The organism is Escherichia sp. E4930 (genome assembly GCF_005845405.1).
Taxonomy (GTDB): Bacteria; Pseudomonadota; Gammaproteobacteria; order Enterobacterales; family Enterobacteriaceae; genus Escherichia.
The window spans coordinates 19985-43387 of the sequence record NZ_VCDZ01000009.1 but is presented as its reverse complement, the minus strand read 5'-3'; the positions used below and the strand labels follow the sequence as shown (position 1 = coordinate 43387).

General features: G+C 50.2%; 20 protein-coding genes and 2 pseudogenes. 2 read left to right on the top strand and 20 right to left on the bottom strand.

From position 1 onward, the window contains the following. Positions 1-22 precede the first annotated feature (22 nt). Positions 23-1360 (bottom strand): adenine permease AdeP, encoded by a 1338-nt coding sequence (gene adeP / locus FFT88_RS12930; protein ID WP_064525932.1) that lies wholly within the window; start codon positions 1358-1360, stop codon positions 23-25. 166 nt (positions 1361-1526) lie between these two features. On the opposite strand from adeP, the gene yieH reads away from it, so the two are divergent. Both yieH and cbrC read left to right on the top strand, forming a co-directional pair. Further along, positions 1527-2192 carry a 6-phosphogluconate phosphatase gene (yieH, locus tag FFT88_RS12925; protein ID WP_135403725.1) on the top strand — a complete coding sequence of 222 codons (666 nt, stop codon included), beginning with the start codon at positions 1527-1529 and terminating at the stop codon, positions 2190-2192. Positions 2193-2388: 196 nt separating this feature from the next. Further along, positions 2389-2976 carry a PF03691 family colicin E2 tolerance protein CbrC gene (cbrC, locus tag FFT88_RS12920; protein WP_130222515.1) on the top strand — a complete coding sequence of 196 codons (588 nt, stop codon included), beginning with the start codon at positions 2389-2391 and terminating at the stop codon, positions 2974-2976. 59 nt (positions 2977-3035) lie between these two features. Here cbrC and phoU read toward each other — a convergent pair whose 3' ends face one another. From phoU to atpB, 19 genes and pseudogenes are all read right to left on the bottom strand, one after another. Beyond that, on the bottom strand, positions 3036-3761 hold the full coding sequence (phoU, locus tag FFT88_RS12915; RefSeq protein WP_130206818.1) for a phosphate signaling complex protein PhoU: 726 nt from the start codon (positions 3759-3761) through the stop codon (positions 3036-3038). Positions 3762-3775: 14 nt separating this feature from the next. Beyond that, complete coding sequence (gene pstB, locus FFT88_RS12910; RefSeq protein WP_000063126.1) at positions 3776-4549, bottom strand: phosphate ABC transporter ATP-binding protein PstB; 774 nt, start codon at positions 4547-4549, stop codon at positions 3776-3778. A 90-nt stretch (positions 4550-4639) separates the two neighbouring features. Next, positions 4640-5529 (bottom strand): annotated as a pseudogene (gene pstA, locus FFT88_RS12905) (phosphate ABC transporter permease PstA). After that, positions 5529-6488 (bottom strand): phosphate ABC transporter permease PstC, encoded by a 960-nt coding sequence (gene pstC, locus FFT88_RS12900; protein ID WP_000741620.1) that lies wholly within the window; start codon positions 6486-6488, stop codon positions 5529-5531. Before pstC ends, pstA begins: the two are co-directional and overlap by 1 nt. Before the next feature lie 85 nt (positions 6489-6573). Next, positions 6574-7614, bottom strand: a complete 1041-nt coding sequence (gene pstS, locus FFT88_RS12895) for a phosphate ABC transporter substrate-binding protein PstS (RefSeq protein WP_000867162.1) — start codon at positions 7612-7614, stop codon at positions 6574-6576. 249 nt (positions 7615-7863) lie between these two features. After that, positions 7864-8931: a fimbrial protein gene (locus FFT88_RS12890; RefSeq protein ID WP_130222517.1), complete on the bottom strand. Its 1068-nt coding sequence runs from the start codon at positions 8929-8931 to the stop codon at positions 7864-7866. 10 nt (positions 8932-8941) lie between these two features. Next, positions 8942-11460: pseudogene (lpfC-O113, locus tag FFT88_RS12885) on the bottom strand (long polar fimbrial usher protein LpfC-O113). 24 nt (positions 11461-11484) lie between these two features. Then, positions 11485-12216: a long polar fimbrial chaperone LpfB-O113 gene (gene lpfB-O113 / locus FFT88_RS12880; RefSeq protein WP_135403726.1), complete on the bottom strand. Its 732-nt coding sequence runs from the start codon at positions 12214-12216 to the stop codon at positions 11485-11487. A 47-nt stretch (positions 12217-12263) separates the two neighbouring features. Beyond that, positions 12264-12836, bottom strand: a complete 573-nt coding sequence (lpfA-O113, locus tag FFT88_RS12875; protein ID WP_135403727.1) for a long polar fimbria major subunit LpfA-O113 — start codon at positions 12834-12836, stop codon at positions 12264-12266. 311 nt (positions 12837-13147) lie between these two features. Continuing rightward, positions 13148-14977 (bottom strand): glutamine--fructose-6-phosphate transaminase (isomerizing), encoded by a 1830-nt coding sequence (glmS, locus tag FFT88_RS12870; protein WP_130215082.1) that lies wholly within the window; start codon positions 14975-14977, stop codon positions 13148-13150. Between the two features lie 162 nt (positions 14978-15139). After that, positions 15140-16510 carry a bifunctional UDP-N-acetylglucosamine diphosphorylase/glucosamine-1-phosphate N-acetyltransferase GlmU gene (gene glmU, locus FFT88_RS12865; RefSeq protein ID WP_135403728.1) on the bottom strand — a complete coding sequence of 457 codons (1371 nt, stop codon included), beginning with the start codon at positions 16508-16510 and terminating at the stop codon, positions 15140-15142. Between the two features lie 387 nt (positions 16511-16897). Further along, complete coding sequence (locus FFT88_RS12860; RefSeq protein WP_001251965.1) at positions 16898-17317, bottom strand: F0F1 ATP synthase subunit epsilon; 420 nt, start codon at positions 17315-17317, stop codon at positions 16898-16900. Between the two features lie 20 nt (positions 17318-17337). Further along, the gene (gene atpD / locus FFT88_RS12855; protein ID WP_000190506.1) at positions 17338-18720 is read right to left on the bottom strand and encodes a F0F1 ATP synthase subunit beta; all 1383 of its coding nucleotides are present in this window, start codon (positions 18718-18720) and stop codon (positions 17338-17340) included. Positions 18721-18746: 26 nt separating this feature from the next. Beyond that, entirely contained in the window at positions 18747-19610 is an 864-nt protein-coding gene (gene atpG, locus FFT88_RS12850; RefSeq protein ID WP_130215078.1) for a F0F1 ATP synthase subunit gamma, read from the bottom strand. Between the two features lie 50 nt (positions 19611-19660). Next, on the bottom strand, positions 19661-21202 hold the full coding sequence (gene atpA, locus FFT88_RS12845) for a F0F1 ATP synthase subunit alpha (RefSeq protein ID WP_001176745.1): 1542 nt from the start codon (positions 21200-21202) through the stop codon (positions 19661-19663). Between the two features lie 12 nt (positions 21203-21214). Beyond that, complete coding sequence (atpH, locus tag FFT88_RS12840) at positions 21215-21748, bottom strand: F0F1 ATP synthase subunit delta (RefSeq protein ID WP_001288587.1); 534 nt, start codon at positions 21746-21748, stop codon at positions 21215-21217. A gap of 14 nt (positions 21749-21762) precedes the next feature. Next, the gene (gene atpF, locus FFT88_RS12835; protein WP_001052219.1) at positions 21763-22233 is read right to left on the bottom strand and encodes a F0F1 ATP synthase subunit B; all 471 of its coding nucleotides are present in this window, start codon (positions 22231-22233) and stop codon (positions 21763-21765) included. 61 nt (positions 22234-22294) lie between these two features. Then, on the bottom strand, positions 22295-22534 hold the full coding sequence (gene atpE, locus FFT88_RS12830; RefSeq protein ID WP_000429386.1) for a F0F1 ATP synthase subunit C: 240 nt from the start codon (positions 22532-22534) through the stop codon (positions 22295-22297). 46 nt (positions 22535-22580) lie between these two features. Beyond that, positions 22581-23396 (bottom strand): F0F1 ATP synthase subunit A, encoded by an 816-nt coding sequence (gene atpB / locus FFT88_RS12825; RefSeq protein ID WP_000135618.1) that lies wholly within the window; start codon positions 23394-23396, stop codon positions 22581-22583. Between the last annotated feature and the right edge of the window lie 7 nt (positions 23397-23403).

The following is a 23403-nucleotide window of genomic DNA, read 5'->3' as shown; positions in this document are numbered from 1 at the left end:
GGTTTTTAACGCGCTATCGATTTTAGTGGGCGTCGATAAAGACAATTTTCAGCACAAACAGCAGCGCCACGATAATCACGCACGGGCTAAGGTCGCGCAGACGGCCTGTACCGATTTTCATCACGCAGTAGGAGATAAAGCCCAGCGCAATGCCTTCGGTAATCGAGAAGCTAAACGGCATCATCACGGCAGTAATAAACGCCGGAACGGATTCGGTGAGATCCTGCCATTTCACACGCGCAAGACTTGAGGTCATCAGTACGCCAACGTAAATGAGCGCGCCAGCCGCGGCGTAGCCAGGCACCATCCCCGCCAGCGGCGACAGGAAGATAACCAGCAGGAACAGCAAACCAACAACCACTGCCGTCAGACCAGTACGCCCACCAACGGAAACACCGGAGGAGGACTCAATATACGCTGTAACAGAAGAAGTACCGATAAACGAACCGGTCACGGAAGAGATACTGTCGACATACAGCGCCTGCTTCATGCGCGGGAATTTACCTTTCTCATCCGCCAGACCTGCTTTATCAGTCACGCCAATCAGCGTACCGGAGGAGTCAAACAGGTTAACCAGCATGAAAGAGAAAATCACGCCAGCCAGTCCGAGGTTGAATGAACCAGCTAAATCCACATGCCCCACCACGGTCATCACGCTCGGCGGCGCGGAGACAATGCCGTTGTAGTGCACATCACCCAACATCCAGCCCAGCAGCGTTGTCACCACGATAGAAACCAGCACCGCTGCGTGAATGTTACGTGAAGCCAGAATGGCGATGATGAAGAAGCCGAGGATACCCAGCAGCACACTGTGAGAAGTCAGATTACCGATACTCACCAGCGTTTCCGGATTAGCGACAATCACACCTGCGTTTTTCAGCCCCATCATGCCAATGAACAGGCCGATACCGCTGGTGATCCCCACACGCAGACTCACCGGAATGTTGGCAATCATCCAGTAGCGAACACGGAAGATTGTCAGTAACAGCAGACCAATTGCGCCCCAGAAGATTGCGCCCATCCCGACCTGCCACGGTAAGCCCATCGCCTGCACAACGACAAAGGCGAAGAATGCGTTCAGCCCCATAGCTGGTGCTAGCGCAACTGGAAGATTAGCAAACAGCCCCATCAGAATACTGCCGAACGCAGCAATCAGACAGGTGGTGACGAAGACGGCGCTGGTGTCCATGCCAGCAACGCCGAGAATTTGCGGGTTAACAAAAACGATGTAAACCATCGTCAGGAAGGTGGTAAAACCGGCGATCACTTCGGTCCGTGCCGTCGTGCCATGTTCGCGCAGTTTAAACACGCGTTCCAGCATCCCCTGGCCAGAAGCCTGGGTTGTGTGTTGTTGACTCATTATCTATTTCCGAACAAGGAGGGAAAATACGTCGCTATCGTATACCAAAATGAGACAATATGGACGGCTGAAGATAACTTTTTTTCATTGTATTTGCTTATACGGCAACGATTGCGTCATGCGAATATGCCTGACGAAAACGTTAAACTAACGATAAAGGAAAGACATGTCCCAGATAGAAGCGGTATTTTTCGACTGCGACGGTACGCTGGTCGACAGTGAGGTTATTTGCTCTCGAGCCTATGTCACGATGTTCAGGGAATTTGGCATTAACGTTGACCTTGAAGAAATTTTTACCCGCTTTAAAGGCGTAAAACTCTACGAAATCATCGACATCATTAGCAAAGAACAGGGCGTAGAAATGGTCCGTGCCGATGCCGAACACGTTTACCGTGCGGAAGTGGCGCGCCTGTTTGATAGCGAGCTTGAGGTGATTGCAGGAGCGAACGAATTGCTGGCTAGTGTGAAAGTGCCGATGTGCGTCGTCTCTAACGGTCCGGTCAGCAAGATGCAGCATTCGCTTGGTAAGCTCAATATGCTGCACTATTTCCCGGAAAAACTGTTCAGCGGTTACGACATTCAGCGTTGGAAGCCCGACCCGGCATTAATGTTCCATGCGGCAAAAGCGATGAATGTGAACGTTGAAAACTGCATTCTGGTCGATGACTCCAGCGCCGGTGCGCAGTCAGGAATCGATGCCGGTATGGAAGTGTTCTACTTCTGCGCTGATCCGCACAATAAGCCGATCGTTCATCCGAAAGTCACCACCTTTACCGAGTTGGCGCAGTTACCTGCACTCTGGAAGGCACGAGGCTGGAATATTACGGCATAACGCTTCAAACTCCCTTCACTTACCCCGCCCGGCAAGGCGCTCAAAGGTAAGCAAAGGGAGTTTGATATGTCAGTTCAACGTCGGGTAATGCATCACGCGTCTACCAGGATTCGGTATTTAATATCCTGAAACAGACTCTTTACGCTAAGCGGGATGCTTTATCTTTAAGCTACTCAAAAGCAGACAGGATGTTTCTATGACTCAAAATATCAGGCCGTTACCCCTATTCAAATATCATCCAAAACCACTGGAAACAGGCGCATTTAAGCAGGATAAAACCGTAGAGTGCGATTGCTGTGAACAACCGACGTCAGTTTATTACTCTGGTCCTTTTTATTGTGTTGATGAAGTTGAATATCTCTGTCCGTGGTGCATTGCGGACGGTTCTGCGGCAGAAAAGTTTGCAGGTAGTTTTCAGGATGATACAAACATTGAAGGCGTTGAATTTGAGTATGATGAAGAGGACGAATTTGCCGGTGTTAAGAACACATATCCTGACGAAATGCTGAAAGAGTTGGTTGAACGCACGCCAGGTTATCATGGATGGCAGCAGGAATTCTGGCTCGCACATTGTGGCGATTTCTGTGCTTTTATCGGCTATGTGGGCTGGAATGAGATAAAAGATCGCCTCGATGAATTTGCCAATCTTGAAGAAGATTGTGAAAATTTCGGTATTAAAAATTCTGATCTAGCTAAATGTTTGCAAAACGGCGGTGATTGTCAGGGTTATCTGTTCCGCTGTCTCCACTGCGGTAAGCTGAGACTGTGGGGCGATTTTTCGTAATGCTACTCTGCCCGGTAAGTTTTACCGGGCAGAGAGCCAGGTGCAGCGCACGCTTAGCGTTACGCTTTCGAATCTTTCTCTGCCAGCAATTTATCCAGCTCATCGCCGCCGACGTGACGGAAATCCTGCCCTTTCACGTAGTAGAAGATGTATTCACAGATATTCTGGCAGCGGTCACCTATACGTTCGATTGAACGTGCGCAAAACAGCGCGGTAAGTACGCTCGGAATGGTGCGCGAATCTTCCATCATGTAAGTCATCAGCTGGCGCACGATACCTTCGTACTCCTGATCGACTTTTTTATCTTCACGATAAATACGCACCGCTTCGTCAATATCCATGCGCGCAAACGCGTCCAGCACATCATGCAGCATCTGGATAGTGTGACGCCCCAGTGATTCCAGGCTTACCAGCAACGGCTGATGCTGCTGGGAGAATTTCTCCAGTGCAGTGCGACAGATTTTATCCGCCACGTCGCCAATACGCTCCAGCTCGGAAATGGTTTTACTGATAACCATAACCAGACGCAGGTCGCTCGCCGTCGGCTGACGTTTGGCAATAATGCGCACGCAGGCTTCATCGATTGCCACTTCCATCATGTTGACGTTCTTGTCGCCTTCGATCACGCGTTTTGCCAGATCGCTGTCCTGGTTGTGCATCGCGGTGATTGCATCAGAAAGCTGCTGCTCCACCATGCCGCCCATGGTCATCACCTGCGTGCGGATGCTTTCCAGTTCGGCGTTGAACTGGCCGGAAATATGTTTATTAAGATTGAGACTGTCCATAACGCACTCCTGAATCAACCGTAACGACCGGTGATGTAGTCTTCTGTTTGTTTCTTCGCTGGCTTGGTGAACAGATCGTCCGTGTTGCTGAACTCAATCAATTCGCCCAGATACATAAACGCCGTGTGGTCGGAACAACGCGCAGCCTGCTGCATGTTGTGGGTGACGATCACCACGGTGTAATCCTGCTTCAGTTCGGTGATCAGCTCTTCAATACGCCCGGTAGAGATGGGGTCGAGCGCCGAACACGGTTCGTCGAGCAGCAGCACTTCCGGGCGAATGGCGATACCACGCGCAATACACAGACGCTGTTGCTGACCGCCAGAGAGAGAGTAACCGCTCTGGTGCAATTTATCTTTGGTTTCGTTCCACAATGCAGCTTTGGTCAATGCCCACTGCACTCGCTCGTCCATGTCAGCACGGGAGAGCTTCTCAAACAGACGCACGCCAAAAGCGATGTTGTCGTAAATGGACATCGGGAACGGCGTCGGTTTCTGAAACACCATGCCCACTTTCGCACGCAGCAGAGCGATATCCTGAGTGTTGGTCAGAATGTTGTCGCCATCGAGCAGAATTTCACCTTCCGCGCGCTGCTCTGGATACAGTTCAAACATTTTGTTGAAGGTACGCAGCAGCGTCGATTTACCGCAGCCGGACGGCCCGATAAACGCCGTAACCTGGTTTTTAGCGATATCCAGGTTGATGTTTTTCAGGGCATGGAATTTGCCGTAGTAGAAGTTCAAATTACGAACCTGAATTTTACTCGGGGCAGTTTCAACCATACTCATTGCAATCTTTTCCTCATCGTGCCTGATGCACTTCGCGAATCAGGCTTACCGTAGGCCGGATAAGGCGTTCACGCCGCATCCGGCAAAGTGTTAACCGTGTTTATTCTTCGCAAAAACAACGCGCGCCAGAATGTTCAGCAGCAGTACGCACAGGGTAATGATCAACACCCCGGCCCAGGCCAGTTGCTGCCATTCCGCAAACGGACTCATCGCAAACTTAAAGATCGTCACCGGCAGGTTGGCGATCGGTTGCATCATGTCCGTGCTCCAGAACTGGTTGGAGAGCGCGGTAAACAGCAGCGGCGCGGTTTCACCAGCAATACGGGCAATCGCCAGCAGGATACCGGTCATAATCCCGGACACCGACGCTTTCAGCGTAATCGCGGAGATCATCTTCCACTTCGGCGTACCCAGCGCATAAGCCGCTTCACGCAGGCTGTCCGGCACCAGTTTCAGCATGTTCTCGGTGGTGCGGATAACAATCGGCACCTGTAACAGCGCCAGTGCAATCACACCCGCCCAGCCGGAGAAGTGCTCCATCTGCGCCACCACGATGGTGTAAACAAACAGACCAACCACAATCGACGGCGCGGAGAGCAGAATGTCGTTAATAAAGCGAATCACTTCTGCCAGCCAGGATTTACGACCATATTCCGCCAGATAAATCCCCGCCATAATGCCCAGCGGCGTACCGAATACCGTGGCCCACAAAATTAACAGCCCGCTACCCGCCAGGCGTTCGCCAGACCACCGCCTTCCGTATTTGGCGGCGGCGTCATTTCAGTGAACAGCGCCAGCGACATACCATCGATACCGCGAGTGATGGTGGACATTAAAATCCAGATCAGCCAGAACAGACCGAAGGCCATCGTCGCCATCGAGAGCGTCAGTGCAATACGATTTTTGAGGCGGCGACGCGCCTGCATTTTGCGGCGGGATTCTGCCAGCGCCGCAGTGGTTTGCATTTCAACCATAGCCATTAGCGTGCCCCCTCATTCTTAGCCAGGCGCATAATCATAAACTTCGATGCGGCGAGGACGATGAAGGTAATCACAAACAGGATCAGGCCCAGTTCCATCAGTGCGGCAACGTGCAGACCGGATTCCGCTTCGGCAAATTCGTTGGCCAGTGCAGAGGTGATACTGTTGCCCGGCATGTACAGCGAGGCGCTGTCGAGCTGGTAGGTGTTACCGATGATAAAGGTCACCGCCATCGTTTCACCGAGCGCGCGCCCCAGACCCAGCATAATGCCGCCGATTACCCCATTTTTGGTGAACGGAAGAACAATACGCCAGATAACTTCCCAGGTGGTGCAGCCAATACCGTAGGCCGACTCTTTCATCATCACCGGGGTTTGTTCGAACACATCGCGCATTACCGCCGCAATGTACGGAATGATCATGATGGCGAGGATCACGCCTGCTGCGAGGATACCGATACCAAAGGCCGGGCCGGAGAACAGCGCGCCGACAATCGGGATATTCGACATGATATTGCCGACCGGCTCCTGGAAGTAAACAGCAAACAGCGGCGCGAAGATAAACAGGCCCCACATGCCGTAAACGATACTTGGAATGGCTGCCAGCAGCTCAATGGCGATACCCAGCGGGCGCTTCAGCCAGCCAGGCGCAAGCTCGGTCAGGAACAGGGCGATACCGAAACTCACCGGGACGGCGATCAGCAGCGCGATAAACGAAGTTACCAACGTACCGTAGATCGGCACCAGCGCCCCGTAGATATCGTTCGGTGCATCCCACTCTTTGGTCCACAGGAAAGCCAGACCAAATTTCTGAATGCTCGGCCAGGAGGAGATGATCAGAGAGACAATAATGCCACCCAACATCAATAGCACAATCAGCGCCGCCAGTTTTACCAGCACGCTGAAAATTATGTCGCCCTTTTTACCCGGTGGGTTAAAAGCAGGCTTGGTTGCAGCCATAAGTTACTCTTCAGTTAAACGCGTTTACAAAGTCATTTTGTAATGCCGGATGCGGCGTTAACGCCTCATCCGGCCTGGAGTTTTATTAGTACAGCGGCTTACCGCTACTGTCTTTAATATTGGTCTTCCACGCAGCGCGAACCTGTTCAACTACGCTATCCGGCAGACTGGCATAATCCAGGTCATTCGCCTGTTTAGCCCCGGTTTTGTACGCCCAGTCGAAGAACTTCAGCACTTCTGTGCCTTGTTCTGGTTTCTTCTGATCTTTGTGGATCAGAATGAACGTGGTAGAGGTAATAGGCCACGCATCTTCGCCTTTCTGGTTGGTCAGATCCTGAGCGAATGTTTTGCTCCAGTCTGCACCTTTTGCTGCATTAGCGAAGTTTTCTTCGGTCGGACTAACCGGTTTACCGTCAGCGGAGATCAGTTTGGTGTACGCCAGGTTGTTCTGCTTCGCGTAAGCATATTCAACGTAACCAATTGCACCCGGCAGACGCTGAACGAACGCGGCGATACCGTCGTTACCTTTACCGCCCAGACCAATCGGCCATTTTACGGTAGAGCCAGTACCAACGTTGTTTTTCCACTCTTCGTTCACTTTCGCCAGGTAGCTGGTGAAGACGAAGGAAGTCCCGGAGCCATCTGCACGGCGCACTACAGCGATATTCTGTGAAGGCAGTTTCAGACCCGGATTCAATTTGGCGATGGCTTCATCATCCCACTTTTTAATTTTGCCCAGGTAGATATCGCCGAGGGTTTTACCATCCAGCACCAGTTCGCCAGATTTCAGACCCGGTAAGTTAACCGCCAGCACCACGCCGCCAATCACGGTCGGGAACTGGAACAGACCTTCCTGAGCCAGTTTTTCGTCAGACAGCGGCGCGTCAGAGGCACCAAAATCAACGGTATTGGCGATAATCTGTTTTACGCCACCAGAAGAACCGATACCCTGGTAGTTAACTTTATTACCGGTTTCTTTCTGGTAAGTGTCAGCCCATTTGGCATACACCGGCGCAGGGAAGGTTGCACCTGCGCCTGTCAGGCTTGCTTCTGCAAACACAGAGAAAGCACTCATCGATAAGGTCGCGGCGACAACAGTTGCGACGGTGGTACGCATAACTTTCATAATGTCTCCTGGGAGGATTCATAAAGCATTGTTTGTTGGCTACGAGAAGCAAAATAGGACAAACAGGTGACAGTTATATGTAAGGAATATGACAGTTTTATGACAAAGCAAGTTTATTGATTAACTTATTGATTTTCATGGCCAACAAAAAGAAAAACGATGTCATCTTTTTGTCATGTCATGTTAAAGAATAGCGGGAAAAATGCGTAAGATGGCAACGGCGAGTGGAAGCGCCGTTGTCCAGTTAGTTTAGCGAACAATCTCAACCGTTATCGTTGCAGTAGCGGTAAATGTTCCTGGTGCGGGGCGAGCCCCCGTGAGGCTTGCAGGAGCAGCAGAAAAAGTGACGCTACCGTCTTTTTCACCAAGGACGGTTGATTTACCCATATCTGTCGGCAGTTCACCACCGTTAACGTTGATTTCCTTATTATTTTTATCATAAATTTTTATCCCAACGTTCGGGTTTGATGTCACGACCATTGAGTTGTCAGTACTGGGTTCGGTAGCATAAAAAGAGGTACTGATATCATCAGTATTCAATACGCCTAAATTTTCACATTCAATAGTGACCGTTTTAGTAATTTTATGCGTTGTTACTGTACTCCCGACAACAGATGAAAAATCTGCTGCTGGAATTTCTCTAAAATCAAAATTAATCGTCTGTAAGTTATTAATTTCACAACTCTGCGGCGCGGTGATATCACCACGAATATAAATATCAGCCATCGGTTGCGAATAGTCAACCGGCGTATCATTACTTATAGTTCCGTACAATTTCGCCACAAGCGTTTGAGGAACAATCAATTTTCCCGCAAATGTTTTCTTGACATAAAAATAAATTCTCGCTTTTGCCCCGCTGGAAGCATTTAATGGTTCAGTGCGATCACATTTGTATTTACCGGAAGGCCTGTTGGCCTGATATTCAAAAGGGGCGTTAATATACCCTACACCAAGAATGTCTATTGATATCCCTACATCAAGGTTAGGATTCAGGTCATAGTATTTTACATTAGAGTGAACCCCCGCATAACTTAAGGCATCGTTTATTCTTGCTGTATAATATATATAAGGAAACTCTCCCACTGTTCCTGTATCACAATGACAATGTGCAGGATAAGAGTCTCCGTTTGTCACTACGGTATTAAATGTCGTTCCGACTCTGTTCTCGTTTGCCGTAATCAGAAAACCTGAAAAATCAAGTAAACTATGAAATACACCATTATCAGGGGTACAAATACCTTTCGGGGCTGCAAGTGCCACGCCACTAAAGGAGAAGATAAAGACAGCAAAGCACCACTGTATAATATACTTATTCATAAAAATCCTTTTAATGACATGTCACACCTTGTTCAATTAAGCCGCTCTCGCTTTCTGGTATTGAAAGGGAATAATCGAAGGTGCATTTAGTGACGGCATTTTCACCCCAGGAGAGCATCACCTGCCCCTTTTCAGGAAGGCCCGAGAGATAAAGTTCTCCCTGGTCACCGACAATTCCTGAATCAGCGCTGTATTTTGTACAGAAGCAATAGCGCCAAAAGGTGCTGGCTTACCTTTTGCATTCATTACTCTGAAAAGAACGCGATAGCCCACGTGGGTAACAAATTCTGCTTTAACCACCGCGCCACGGGTGGGAACCATCGTAACGACGGTATTATCAAGTTCTATATTCGACTTCGAGAAATAGTTATCGCTGATTGCTACCCGGTTTTCATCATAAGGGTTTAGCTGTGTCTTGACCGTATAGCCACGCCAGTCCGTTGCTGCACCACGCATATTATCGATTTCCAAACCGGCGGCCCCTGGCGCTTTAACGAGAGCGATTGTTTCACCCAATTCCTGGCTTAACGTTACTCCTTCACTGTGCGCCAGAATGCCGCCCCTGATACCATAATTAAGTCGCTGGGAATTTTGGCTGTAGTTATAACTGCCGTTCACTGTGCCGTAAGTTCCGTCATAGGTCAGTGACATATTACCGCCGACTTCATCATCACGGCTGTTATAGGACTGCATTAAATTCCAGGAAAGATTATTTCTCTCCAGAGCCGTACCACTGAGTCCAAGTTGATGTGAGCTACCGGAATTATCGTTTTGTGAAACAGAATAGGTGGCGTAACTATTTCCCCACCAGCCCGATAAAGGAACAGATAAAGAGAGCATGTAGATCTGCTCACTGGTGTTATCACTGGCATGGTTGTTACCCGTCCCCTGCCGGGCAGTATTGGAATAACTCCAGGAGACGTTCCACGAGAGACGCTTCCAGCTACTGCTGTAGCCAAATTGCATTAATCGTTCAACATCATCGGTATGCCAGTACTGTTGGCGACTTAATGTCAGATATAAGTTGCCATAATCTCTGCCCAGTGATTGCGTTAGCGTTCCTTCCACACGGCTGCGGCGGTTACCGGTTTCCCAAAAATCTTCAGGATTATTACGCCGGGACGCCCATTCATTGAGGGTATAATAGCCTTCGGTGGAGTAACGATAGCCAACCAGGCGCAAGCTGGTATCCGTATCATCAAAACGTTTCGAATACAGAAAGCGATAAGACTGACCGGTTTCCGTATCATCATGACTAAATTTCGCGCGGGCATGTGTCACATCAAAAGAAATTGCGCCCAGAGAACCTAGATCTTTACCCACGCCCAGAGCGGCAGAACCATAATTTTCAGCAGCCTGTATGCCACCATACAATGTAAAACCATGGGGAAAACCATGAAGGATCTGTGCCTGAAGAACATCAGGGGTAAAGCCATCTTCATCGCGCAATTCCCCCACACTGACATCAACATCGGTCTGACCTTCACGTTTGAGGATCGCCAAAGAGGCATAAGGTTGAGTGAATCGTTGTTCGCTACCATCTTCTTCTTTGATAGTCACGTCCAGATCGCCACCTGTGCTGGCAGTGTTGAGGTCGGTGATTTCAAAGGCACCTTGTGGAACGGCAGATTGATAAATCACGTAGCCATTCTGGCGAATGATGACAGTGGCATTGGATTTTGCAATTCCCCGAACTACTGGCGCAAACCCATTCTGGCTGGCAGGTAACATGTCGTTGTCGGTATACAGGCGTGCTCCGCGGATTTGTGTACTGTCAAAAATATCGCTCGCCGTCCACGTATCGCCGATCATAATCTGGCTTCTTAATGCCGCAATATCACGCTGTATCCAGGTGCTGATAGAGTTGTATTCCGCCCGACCATCAGTGGTGTTTAAGGTACTGTAATTACGTAGCCGCCATGACCCAATATTCAGCCCGTTGCGCAAATTGAGATAACTGGTATCTGTCTCCTCAGAACCATAATCCGAACGCAGGGTATGTGAACCAGAAAAATCGTAGTTGATAGTGAGCGCGTTAATCCCCTCATCCCAACGCGTGGGGCTTATGTAATCAAAAGCCATCGCGTCCATGTAGATTTGGGGAATGGATATATTCAGTTGTAATTTATCACTGTCGAACTGCCAGGATGAGCCTTCAATACGTGGCGCAGGATCAAGGCAGGTCGTTTCATCCACGTTATTGAGCGACTTCAAGGCATCAACTTTTACGCCAAAAGAGGCCAGCGTTTTTTTAATGGCAATAAAGCAGGCGTGTAGATCGGCATCGGGGTTATCCTGAACAAAAGTAACATCCTGACGTTCAAACATTTTCCCATTAATAAAAATATCAACGCTATAAACGCCAGGAGGCATCATATTTGCCCGGTTAAACTGACGAATATCGACTTCGGATTTATGGTCGATTTCCAGAAGCGCCGGATTGAATACACTGACCTCGGCCATCAGGCTTTGCGAGAAAATCAGACACGTCCCTGCCGTGAGGCCAACCACTATTCTGGTCGTCATCATAATACGCCTATCCTTATCCCTTGCTTACAGCATCATTTTTATCGGGTCACTGACTGCGCCGTAATCATTAATAAATCGCCAGGTCATTTGGCCTCCCGCAGAATTAGCAGGTAAAGGTAACGTGAGCGTTTCAAAAGGACGGATCATGTTGAGAGGCACATCATGACCATCAACGATGACATCCATCACACTGATATGAATTGGGTTGGGATTCTCTGCTATGAGATTTCGCCCTTCCCGGCGCCACTTCACCTTCGGTGCAGCCTCTTCGGGAATAAGGCGGATATTTGCTGGTCGCCAGAACAGCTTGATACGCGTTTTGACTGCGATTTCTAGCGAGTTCGCCGCTTTGTTGCTCGCAGAGGGCGGAATATTTTTAATATTCAGCCAGAAGACTGACTCGCGATCATCAGGCAATGACACACCTTTGGTGTGAATAATGCGTAATACTTTTTCTTGCGCGGGTTCTAATCGTGATACCGGAGGAATAACGGTAAACGGCGCTTTACTTTTATCCTCTTTATTAAACGGATCTACCCAAGCCTGGATGAGGTAAGGTATTTTTTCTTCTTTGCTAAATACAGAAATAGATTTATCGGCATTATTACTTAAGTAAACTACCCGCGTACCGCCAATGACAACACCTGCATAGGTTAATACTGGTTGGCCTAAAAAAACACTGAGTATAATCGCGGTAAATAACTTACATGAAACTGTTGTTTTAAAGAGCCTGATTAAACAACTTTTTCTGGACATAACGACTCCCTGGCCAAAGCCAACTGAATAAAAAGGCCCTTGATAAATTATTTCTTATATTCGACGGTAAATTGTGAATCAGCGTTCGCCGTACCCGCCGTTACGGTCACATTGGTTGCCACATAGCGTGCAATAAACTTCATTTCTGCCTTGCCTTCAGCGTCGATAGCGGTATAAGCAGAGTCGTTATAAAGTTTAACCTGCGAATTATCGGACTGGTTAAAAATACGGATGCCGACGCCAGTAGCAACTATTGCAGCTCCTGTGCCAGTATAATCACCCGGATCGCTCGCAGTAATTGGTGTACCTACTTTCAGGTCACCGTCTCCGCCAGGCGCTTCGGTACCATCAAAACGAACGGCTGCCTGAGTGTAGGTTGCCGGGCACTTTTCAAGTTTAATACTGAACTGCTGTGGTGACGCCAGACTACCTACACCTGAAAATGCGCTTTTGCTGACTTTACCCAGTGGAACGGTTTGATCGGCTGTATCGGAGGTAACTTCACAAGTAGTGTCGACAATTTCACCGACAAAATGAACAACACCATCCTCTGCCAGTGCATGCCCGGCCAACATTAAAGAAGCCAGAGTGAGTGCACTACCTATAATATTACGTTTCATAGAAACTCCATTGATATAATATATCCTTTAACCTGAATCATCACTTATATTAATAAGTGTGTTTATGATTCGCGGACATACTACATCAACGAAATAAAATTAGCTAAAAATAATATTAATTATTTGAATTTGAATATAAATTTATTATTTAAATATTATAAAAAATGTATAAAATCAAGTGTGCAATCAGACATTAAAAACAAATCAGAATATATTCATATTGCCTAATATATAAATCATAATTTTATTAATGTTATTTATGAAAAAAAAGGGCCGCCAGATGGCAACCCTTTCATTATGCGTGTTCTGTTTTACTCAACCGTTACCGATTTTGCCAGGTTACGCGGCTGGTCAACGTCGGTGCCTTTGATCAGCGCGACATGGTAAGCCAGTAGCTGCAGCGGAACGGTGTAGAAGATCGGTGCAATCACCTCTTCTACATGCGGCATCTCGATGATGTGCATGTTATCGCTACCGACAAAACCAGCATCCTGATCGGCGAAGACGTACAACTGACCGCCACGCGCACGAACTTCTTCAATGTTGGATTTCAGTTTTTCCAGCAGTTCGTTGTTCGGTGCAACGACGATAACCGGCATATCGGCATCAATCAGCGCCAGCGGACCGTGTTTCAGTTCGCCTGCAGCGTAGGCTTCAGCGTGAATGTAAGAGATCTCTTTCAGCTTCAATGCGCCTTCCAGCGCGATTGGGTACTGATCGCCACGGCCCAGGAACAGCGCGTGATGCTTGTCAGAGAAATCTTCCGCCAGGGCTTCAATGCGTTTGTCCTGAGACAGCATCTGCTCAATACGGTTCGGCAGCGCCTGCAGACCATGCACGATATCATGCTCAATGGAGGCATCCAGACCTTTCAGGCGAGACAGTTTCGCCACCAGCATCAACAATACGGTTAACTGGGTGGTGAATGCTTTGGTGGACGCCACGCCGATTTCAGTACCGGCATTAGTCATCAGCGCCAGATCGGATTCACGTACCAGAGAAGAACCCGGAACGTTACAGATTGCCAGCGAGCCCAAATATCCCAGCTCTTTCGACAGACGCAGGCCCGCCAGGGTATCCGCGGTTTCGCCAGACTGCGACAGGGTGATCATCAGGCTGTTACGGCGCACGGCAGATTTGCGATAGCGGAATTCAGAGGCGATTTCAACGTCGCACGGAATACCTGCCAGCGATTCAAACCAGTAACGGGAAACCATACCGGAGTTGTAAGAAGTACCGCAGGCGAGGATCTGAATATGCTCAACCTTCGACAGCAGTTCATCGGCGTTCGGCCCCAGCTCGCTTAAATCCACCTGGCCGTGGCTGATACGCCCGGTAAGGGTGTTTTTGATCGCGTTCGGCTGTTCGTAGATCTCTTTCTGCATGTAGTGACGGTAAATGCCTTTATCGCCCGCGTCATATTGCAGATTGGATTCGATATCCTGACGTTTCACTTCCGCGCCTGATTTATCGAAGATGGTTACCGAACGGCGAGTCACTTCAGCAATATCGCCTTCTTCGAGGAAGATAAAGCGACGAGTCACTGGCAGCAGTGCCAGCTGGTCAGAAGCGATAAAGTTTTCGCCCATACCGAGGCCAATCACCAACGGACTACCAGAACGTGCCGCCAACAGGGTATCCGGGTGACGGGTATCCATAATTACCGTGCCATAAGCGCCACGCAGCTGCGGAATAGCGCGCAGAACAGCTTCACGCAGAGTGCCGCCCTGTTTCAGTTCCCAGTTAACCAGATGAGCAATAACTTCGGTGTCGGTTTCAGACACGAAGGTATAACCACGCGCTTTTAACTCTTCACGCAGCGGTTCATGGTTTTCGATGATGCCGTTATGCACCACCACAATGTGTTCAGAAACATGCGGATGCGCATTCACTTCTGAAGGCTCGCCGTGCGTCGCCCAGCGAGTGTGAGCAATACCCGTGCCGCCATGCAGAGGATGTTCTTCCGCTGCCTGAGCCAGCATCTGGACTTTACCGAGACGACGCAGACGGGTCATATGACCTTCTGCGTCAACAACGGCCAGACCAGCAGAGTCATAACCGCGGTATTCCAGACGACGTAAACCTTCAAGAAGGATTTCTGCTACATCACGTTGCGCGATCGCGCCAACAATTCCACACATAGTTTTTGATTCCGGTTTATATCGTTGTCGGTCAACCTGTATGCCCGTTTTTTCGGGCGCCCCGAGCCTTGTAGAGAGTGGGGTTATTTTTATAGTTACTGCTTGTGGGAGGGAGATTATGTTATCTCCTCATCCCAGGAGGCCAGATTTACCCAGCCAGAATTACTTTTTCTTTGCCGGACGACGCCAGCCTTCTTTTTGCGACTGCGGCACGCGGCTGATAGCTAATGCGTTTTCGCCAACATTACGCGTCACAGTTGTACCGGCAGCAATCGTCGCACCTTTACCCACCGTTACTGGAGCCACCAGCTGGGTGTCGGAACCGACAAATACATCATCGCCGATAATGGTTTTGAATTTATTCGCTCCATCATAGTTGCAGGTAATGGTTCCCGCACCGATGTTAACGTTATCGCCGATCTCCGCATCGCCCAGGTAAGTCAGATGACCGGCTTTCGAACCTTTACCCATACGCGCTTTTTTCATCTCAACGAAGTTACCGACGTGTGCACCTTCTAGCAACTCAGCACCGGGGCGCAGGCGCGCAAACGGGCCGATGGTACAGGCCGCAGCCAGATTAGCATCTTCCACTACGGTATACGGGCTAATTTCGCAATCATCGCCAATCACGCTGTTTTTAATCACGCAACCGGTGCCGATTTTCACGCGATTACCGAGAGTAACGTTGCCCTCGATGATAACGTTAGTATCAATTTCAACATCGCGCCCGTGAGTTAGCGTACCGCGCAGATCAAAACGGGCTGGATCGCGCAACATAACGCCTGCTAACAACAGTTTTTCAGCCTGTTCGGACTGGTAAGCGCGCTCCAGACGAGAGAGTTGCAGGCGGTTATTCACGCCTTCAACTTCGCTTAAACGTTGCGGGTGAACGGCAACGATTTCACGTCCTTCCTGATACGCCAGCGAAATAATATCGGTGATGTAGTATTCGCCCTGAGCGTTATTGTTGGTCAGCTTCGCCAACCAGCGTTTCATATCTGCGCCGTTGGCGATCAGAATGCCGGTGTTGATTTCCTGAATCTGACGCTGCTCGTCGGTGGCATCTTTATGTTCAACAATACCAGTAACTTTGCCGTTTTCACGGGTAATACGACCATAACCGGTCGGATCATCCAGTTTCACTGTCAGCAGGCCAATGCCGCCCTGCGGTTTAGCATCACGCAGGCGCTGGAGTGTTTCAACAGAGATCAACGGCACGTCGCCGTAGAGCATTAAAATGTCTTCGTCATCGGCAAAGAAAGGTGCAGCCTGCTGCATGGCATGACCAGTACCCAGTTGCTCTGCCTGAAGCACCCAGTTCAGGTTGTCGTCTTTCAGTGCCTGTTTAAGTAGATCGCCGCCGTGGCCGTAAACCAGGTGAACGTGCGCTGCGCCTAATTCATTCGCAGCATCAATGACATGCTGAACCATCGCTTTCCCGGCAAGGGTATGCAGCACTTTCGGAAGATCGGAATACATGCGAGTGCCTTTGCCTGCTGCAAGGATCACTACGCTCATAGCATTATTCAACATACGCGTCCTGACTGTAATTTGAGAACGAATTTAAACCGCTTCACATTGAAAAAACTACATTTTTTTCATCGTGAAATGGACAGGGGATAAATTGCTCAATAACGGATTATCCCCGCTGGCGAAAGAGCCATTTTCGACCATCGTCACGCCTTTTGTCTTCATAAAAGTAAGACACCACCTTCATTTAAGCGTCAGGCTGATGTTTTTGCTCTTATTTCGATCAATGAATAAACAGGAAAATCAGCGAAGGATTTCGCGTAATTATAAAAATGAGTTTAATTGCGGGATATAAAAATGCGCAGGATATAGCAGAACCAATCTCGCTGCGGCGCGCGAAAAAAAAGCCAGCCTGTTTCCAGACTGGCTTTTGTGCTTTTCAAGCCGGTGTTACATCGCTTTTTTGGTCAACTCGATAACGCGCAGCTGCGCGATCGCTTTGGCCAGTTCCGCAGACGCCTGAGCGTAATCTACGTCGCCGTGAGAGCTGCTAATGTGCTCTTCAGCCTTACGTTTCGCTTCCATGGCTCGCGCTTCGTCGAGATCCTGTCCGCGAATTGCGGTGTCGGCCAGAACGGTCACGTTGCCAGGCTGCACTTCAAGAATGCCGCCAGACAGATAGATAAACTCTTCGTGACCGTGCTGTTTCACGATGCGAATCATACCAGGCTTAATGGCGGTGAGCAGCGGTGCGTGGCCCGGGTAAATTCCCAGTTCACCTTCGCTACCCGTTACCTGGATTTTCTCGACCAGACCAGAGAACATTTGTTGCTCTGCGCTGACGACGTCCAGGTGGTAAGTCATTGCCATATCACCCTCCGATTAAGGCGTTAAAGTTTTTTGGCTTTTTCCACAGCTTCTTCGATGGAACCGACCATGTAGAACGCCTGCTCCGGCAGGTGATCGTATTCGCCTTCCATGATGCCTTTAAAGCCACGGATGGTGTCTTTCAGGGAGACGTATTTACCCGGAGAACCGGTGAATACTTCTGCCACGAAGAACGGCTGGGACAGGAAGCGCTGGATCTTACGAGCACGCGCTACCACCAGTTTGTCTTCTTCAGACAGTTCATCCATACCCAGGATGGCGATGATGTCTTTCAGTTCCTGATAACGTTGCAGGATGGACTGAACGCCACGCGCAGTGTCGTAGTGTTCCTGGCCAACCACCAGCGGGTCCAGCTGACGGCTGGTGGAGTCCAGCGGGTCAACGGCCGGGTAGATACCCAGAGACGCGATCTGACGGCTCAGTACCACGGTTGCGTCAAGGTGCGCAAAGGTGGTTGCCGGAGACGGGTCAGTCAAGTCATCCGCAGGTACGTATACTGCCTGTACGGAGGTGATAGAACCGGTTTTGGTGGAGGTGATACGTTCCTGCAGAACGCCCATCTCTTCCGCCAGGGTCGGCTGATAACCTACCGCTGAAGGCATACGGCCCAGCAGTGCGGATACTTCCGTACCGGCCAGGGTGTAACGATAGATGTTGTCAACGAACAGCAGAACGTCACGACCTTCGTCACGGAATTTCTCAGCCATGGTCAGACCGGTCAGAGCAACGCGCAGACGGTTTCCCGGCGGCTCGTTCATCTGGCCATACACCAGGGATACTTTGTCGATAACGTTGGAGTCGGTCATTTCGTGGTAGAAGTCGTTACCCTCACGAGTACGTTCACCTACGCCCGCAAACACAGAGTAACCGGAGTGCTCGATCGCGATGTTACGAATAAGCTCCATCATGTTTACGGTTTTACCTACACCCGCACCACCGAACAGACCAACTTTACCGCCCTTAGCGAACGGACACATCAGGTCGATAACTTTGATACCGGTTTCCAGCAGTTCCTGAGAGTTTGACAGCTCTTCGTAGGAAGGTGCTGCGCGGTGAATCGCCCAACGCTCTTCTTCACCGATCTCGCCTTTCATGTCGACCGGTTCGCCCAGTACGTTCATGATACGGCCCAGAGTCGCTTTACCTACCGGGACTTCGATCGGATGTTCGAGGTCTTTTACATCCAGACCGCGACGCAGACCGTCGGAGGAACCCATTGCGATGGTACGCACGATACCGCCGCCGAGCTGCTGCTGAACTTCCAGCACCAGACGCTCATTACCATTTTGCACCTCAAGAGCATCGTACACGCGCGGTACGGCATCCTGAGGGAATTCGACGTCAACTACGGCGCCGATTACCTGGACAATCTTTCCAGTAGCCATCTTAAATCCTCTACGAAATAACCTGTTTAAACCGCGGCGGCCCCCGAGACGATCTCGGTGAGTTCCTGAGTAATGCTGGCCTGACGAGCTTTGTTGTATACCAACTGCAGCTCTTTAATCAGGCTGCCGCCATTGTCGGTCGCGGCTTTCATCGCCACCATACGGGCGGCCTGCTCGCTGGCCAGGTTTTCTACCACGCCCTGATAAACCTGAGATTCGACATAACGACGCAGCAGGGTATCCAGCAACGCCTTCGGATCGGGTTCGTACAGGTAATCCCAGGATTTATGTTTCAGATCATCATCATCTGATGCCGGTAACGGCAGCAGCTGGCTGATGGTCGGAACCTGAGACATGGTGTTAATAAATTTGTTGCTGACAATGTAAAGCTTGTCCAGACGGCCTTCGTCGTAGGCCTGCAACATCACTTTTACCGGACCGATCAGTTCGGACAGGGAAGGGTTATCTCCCATGCCTGTAACCTGGGCAACAACATTGCCGCCCACGGAACTGAAGAACGACACACCTTTCGAGCCGATCATTGCGAGGTCGCATTGAACGCCTTTGTCGGTCCAGGTCTTCATTTCCGCCAGCAGTTTTTTGAACAGGTTAATGTTCAAACCACCGCACAAACCACGGTCGGTCGACACCACCAGGTAGCCCACGCGTTTAACGTCGCGTTCTTCCAGGTATGGGTGCTTATATTCCAGATTACCGTGCGCAAGGTGACCAATCACTTTGCGCATGGTTTCTGCATAAGGACGGCTGGCCGCCATGCGATCCTGCGATTTACGCATTTTGGAAGCGGCGACCATCTCCATCGCTTTAGTGATCTTTTGCGTGTTCTGGACGCTTGCGATCTTACTACGTATCTCTTTTGCGCCGGCCATGAGCTTCTCCTCAATGCCTTGCGGCCTGCCCTAAGGCAAGCCGCCAGACGTTACCAGGATTGGGTTGCTTTGAAGGAATCGAGGATGCCTTTCAGCTTGCCTTCGATTTCGTCGTTGTAGCCACCGGTCTGGTTGATCTCTTGCATCAACGGAGCGTGATCACGGTCGACGTAAGCCAACAGAGCGGCTTCGAAGCTGCCGATTTTCGACAGTTCAACATCCGCCAGGTAACCACGTTCTGCTGCGAACAGAACCAGAGACTGTTGCGCAACAGACATCGGCGCATACTGTTTCTGTTTCAGCAGTTCGGTCACTTTCTGACCGTGGTCAAGCTGCTTACGAGTTGCATCGTCAAGGTCGGATGCAAACTGAGAGAACGCTGCCAGTTCACGATACTGTGCCAGAGCGGTACGGATACCACCGGACAGTTTTTTCATGATCTTGGTCTGTGCTGCACCACCAACACGGGATACGGAAATACCCGGGTTAACCGCAGGACGAATACCGGCGTTGAACAGGTTGGTTTCCAGGAAGATCTGACCATCGGTAATGGAGATTACGTTGGTCGGAACGAACGCAGAAACGTCACCCGCCTGAGTTTCGATAATCGGCAGCGCAGTCAGAGAACCGGTTTTCCCTTTCACTTCACCTTTGGTGAAGGCTTCGACGTATTCGGCGTTAACACGCGCAGCACGCTCCAGCAGACGAGAGTGGAGGTAGAATACGTCGCCCGGGAATGCTTCACGTCCTGGCGGACGACGGAGCAGCAGGGAGATCTGACGGTAAGCAACAGCCTGTTTAGACAGGTCATCGTAAATGATCAGCGCATCTTCACCGCGGTCACGGAAGTATTCGCCCATTGCGCAACCGGCATATGGCGCCAGGTATTGCAGTGCAGCGGATTCAGACGCGGTTGCTACCACAACGATGGTGTTAGCCAGTGCGCCGTGCTCTTCCAGTTTACGTACCACGTTAGAAATGGTGGACGCTTTCTGGCCGATAGCGACATAGATACATTTGATACCGGAATCGCGCTGGTTGATGATGGCATCAATAGCCAGTGCGGTTTTACCGGTCTGACGGTCACCGATGATCAATTCACGCTGACCACGACCGATTGGGATCATGGAGTCAACGGCTTTATAACCGGTCTGTACCGGCTGATCTACGGACTGACGTTCGATAACGCCTGGAGCGATTGCTTCTACAGCAGAGAAGCCGTCGTGATCCAGCGGACCTTTACCGTCGATTGGTGCACCCAGAGTGTTAACCACACGACCCAGCAGGCCACGGCCAACCGGAACTTCCAGGATACGGCCAGTACACTTAACTTTCATGCCTTCGGCAAGGTCAGCGTACGGACCCATAACAACCGCACCTACAGAGTCGCGCTCGAGGTTCAGTGCGATAGCGTAACGGTTACCCGGCAGGGAGATCATTTCACCCTGCATACAATCGGCCAGGCCGTGAATGCGGATAACACCGTCACTTACAGAAACAATAGTACCTTCGTTGTGAGCTTCACTCACAACATTGAACTGAGCAATGCGCTGCTTGATCAGTTCGCTGATTTCGGTGGAATTCAGTTGCATGCTCCAGTCCCCTTAAGACTGCAAGACGTCTGCAAGGCGCTCAAGACGACCGCGTACGCTGCCATCAATGACCATATCACCCGCTCGGATGATAACGCCTGCCATTACAGACTTATCGATTTTGCAATTCAGCTTAACTTTGCGTGACAGACGTTTTTCCATCGCAGCAGAAATTTTCGCGAGCTGTTGTTCACTCAATGCAGCAGCGGAAATGACGTCTACCTCAGCGGTAGCCTCACTCACGGCACGCAGGTGAATAAACTGCTCCAGAACATCCGGGAGCGCGTTAAGACGACCATTTTCAGCCATAACCCGAATCAGGTTCTGACCGTTTTCGTCCAGTTGCTCACCACAAACTGCGATAAACGACTCGGCGAGCGTTTCTGGCGCCAGTGCACCAGAGAGAAGCTCTGCCATCTGTTCGTTTTTGGTTACCTCGGCGGCAAACGCCAGCATGTCCTGCCAGCGTTCTACACTTTGGTGTTCGACGGCAAAGTCAAAAGCTGCTTTGGCGTAGGGGCGAGCTACCGTAATAAATTCAGACATCAGCCCCTCCCTCCTTACAGTTCAGCGACAAGTTTATCCACGATGTCGCTGTTAGCAGCTTCATCCACGGAACGTTCGATGATCTTCTCGGCGCCAGCAACAGCCAGGATAGCAACTTGCTTACGCAGCTCTTCACGGGCACGTTTACGCTCGGCTTCAATTTCCGCCTGCGCCTGGGCCACGATTTTAGTACGTTCCTGTTCTGCCTCAGCTTTCGCTTCGTCCAGAATCTGCGAGCGGCGTTTGTTCGCCTGCTCGATGATTACCTGGGCTTCCGCTTTCGCTTTTTTCAGCTGGTCGGTCGCGCTGGCCTTTGCAAGGTCAAGGTCCTTATGTGCTCGTTCTGCGGAAGCAAGGCCGTCAGCAATTTCTTTTTGACGTTTTTCGATGGCTGCCATTAATGGCGGCCATACGTACTTCATGCAGAACAGAACGAACAGGACAAACGCGATGGCCTGGCCGAGGATTGTTGCGTTAAGATTCACAGCACAATGCCTCTATTTAGTTAACGTTCTGATATTGCTCTTTAAATAAAAGCAACGCTTACTACGCGACAGCGAACATCACGTACAGACCCAGACCTACAGCGATCATCGGGATAGCATCCACCAGACCCATAACGATAAAGAACTGAGTACGCAGCAGAGGAATCAGATCAGGTTGACGCGCTGCGCCTTCCAGGAATTTACCCCCGAGGATGCCGATACCGATCGCAGCACCGATTGCCGCCAGACCCATCATCACAGCGGCAGCCATGTACAGCAGATCCATATTCAGGTTTTCCATGACAGTCTCCAGTTTGTTTCAGTTAAAACGTAGTAGTGTTGGTAAATTAATGTTCTTCAGACGCCATCGACAGATAGACGATCGTCAGAACCATGAAGATGAAGGCTTGCAGCGTAATGATCAGGATGTGGAAAATGGCCCACGGCACATTCAGGATCCACTGTGACCACCACGGCAACAGACCAGCAATCAGAATGAAAATCAGCTCACCGGCATACATGTTACCGAACAGTCGCAAACCGAGTGAAACTGGTTTGGACAGCAGGCTTACCCCTTCAAGGATTAAGTTGACAGGAATGAACGCCCAGTGATTGAACGGCTGCAGCGTCAACTCTTTCGTGAAGCCGCCGATGCCTTTCATTTTGATGCTGTAGAACAGAATCAGGATAAATACGCCCAGTGCCATAGACAGCGTTACGTTCACGTCCGCAGACGGAACCACACGCAGTGCAGGCAGACCCAGTACATGTTCAGCAATGTACGGCAGCAGGTCGATAGGCAGTAAATCCATCAGGTTCATCAGGAATACCCAGACGAAGATCGTCAGGGCCAGCGGAGCAATCAGCTTGCTTTTGCCATGGTACATGTCTTTCACGCTACCATTAACAAAGCCGATCACCAGCTCAATCGCGGTCTGAAACTTACCTGGCACACCGCTGGTCGCCTTTTTGGCTACGCTACGGAATAAAACCAGGAACAACAGACCCAGCACCACCGAGAAGAACATGGAGTCAATATTAATTGTCCAGAAGGTGGCTGGGGGGTTATGCGGATCCACCAGCGAGAATGTACGCAGGTCCAGCTGAAGGTTATTCAGGTGGTGTCCTATGTAATCCTGCGGCGTCATATTTTCTGAAGCCATGATGCCT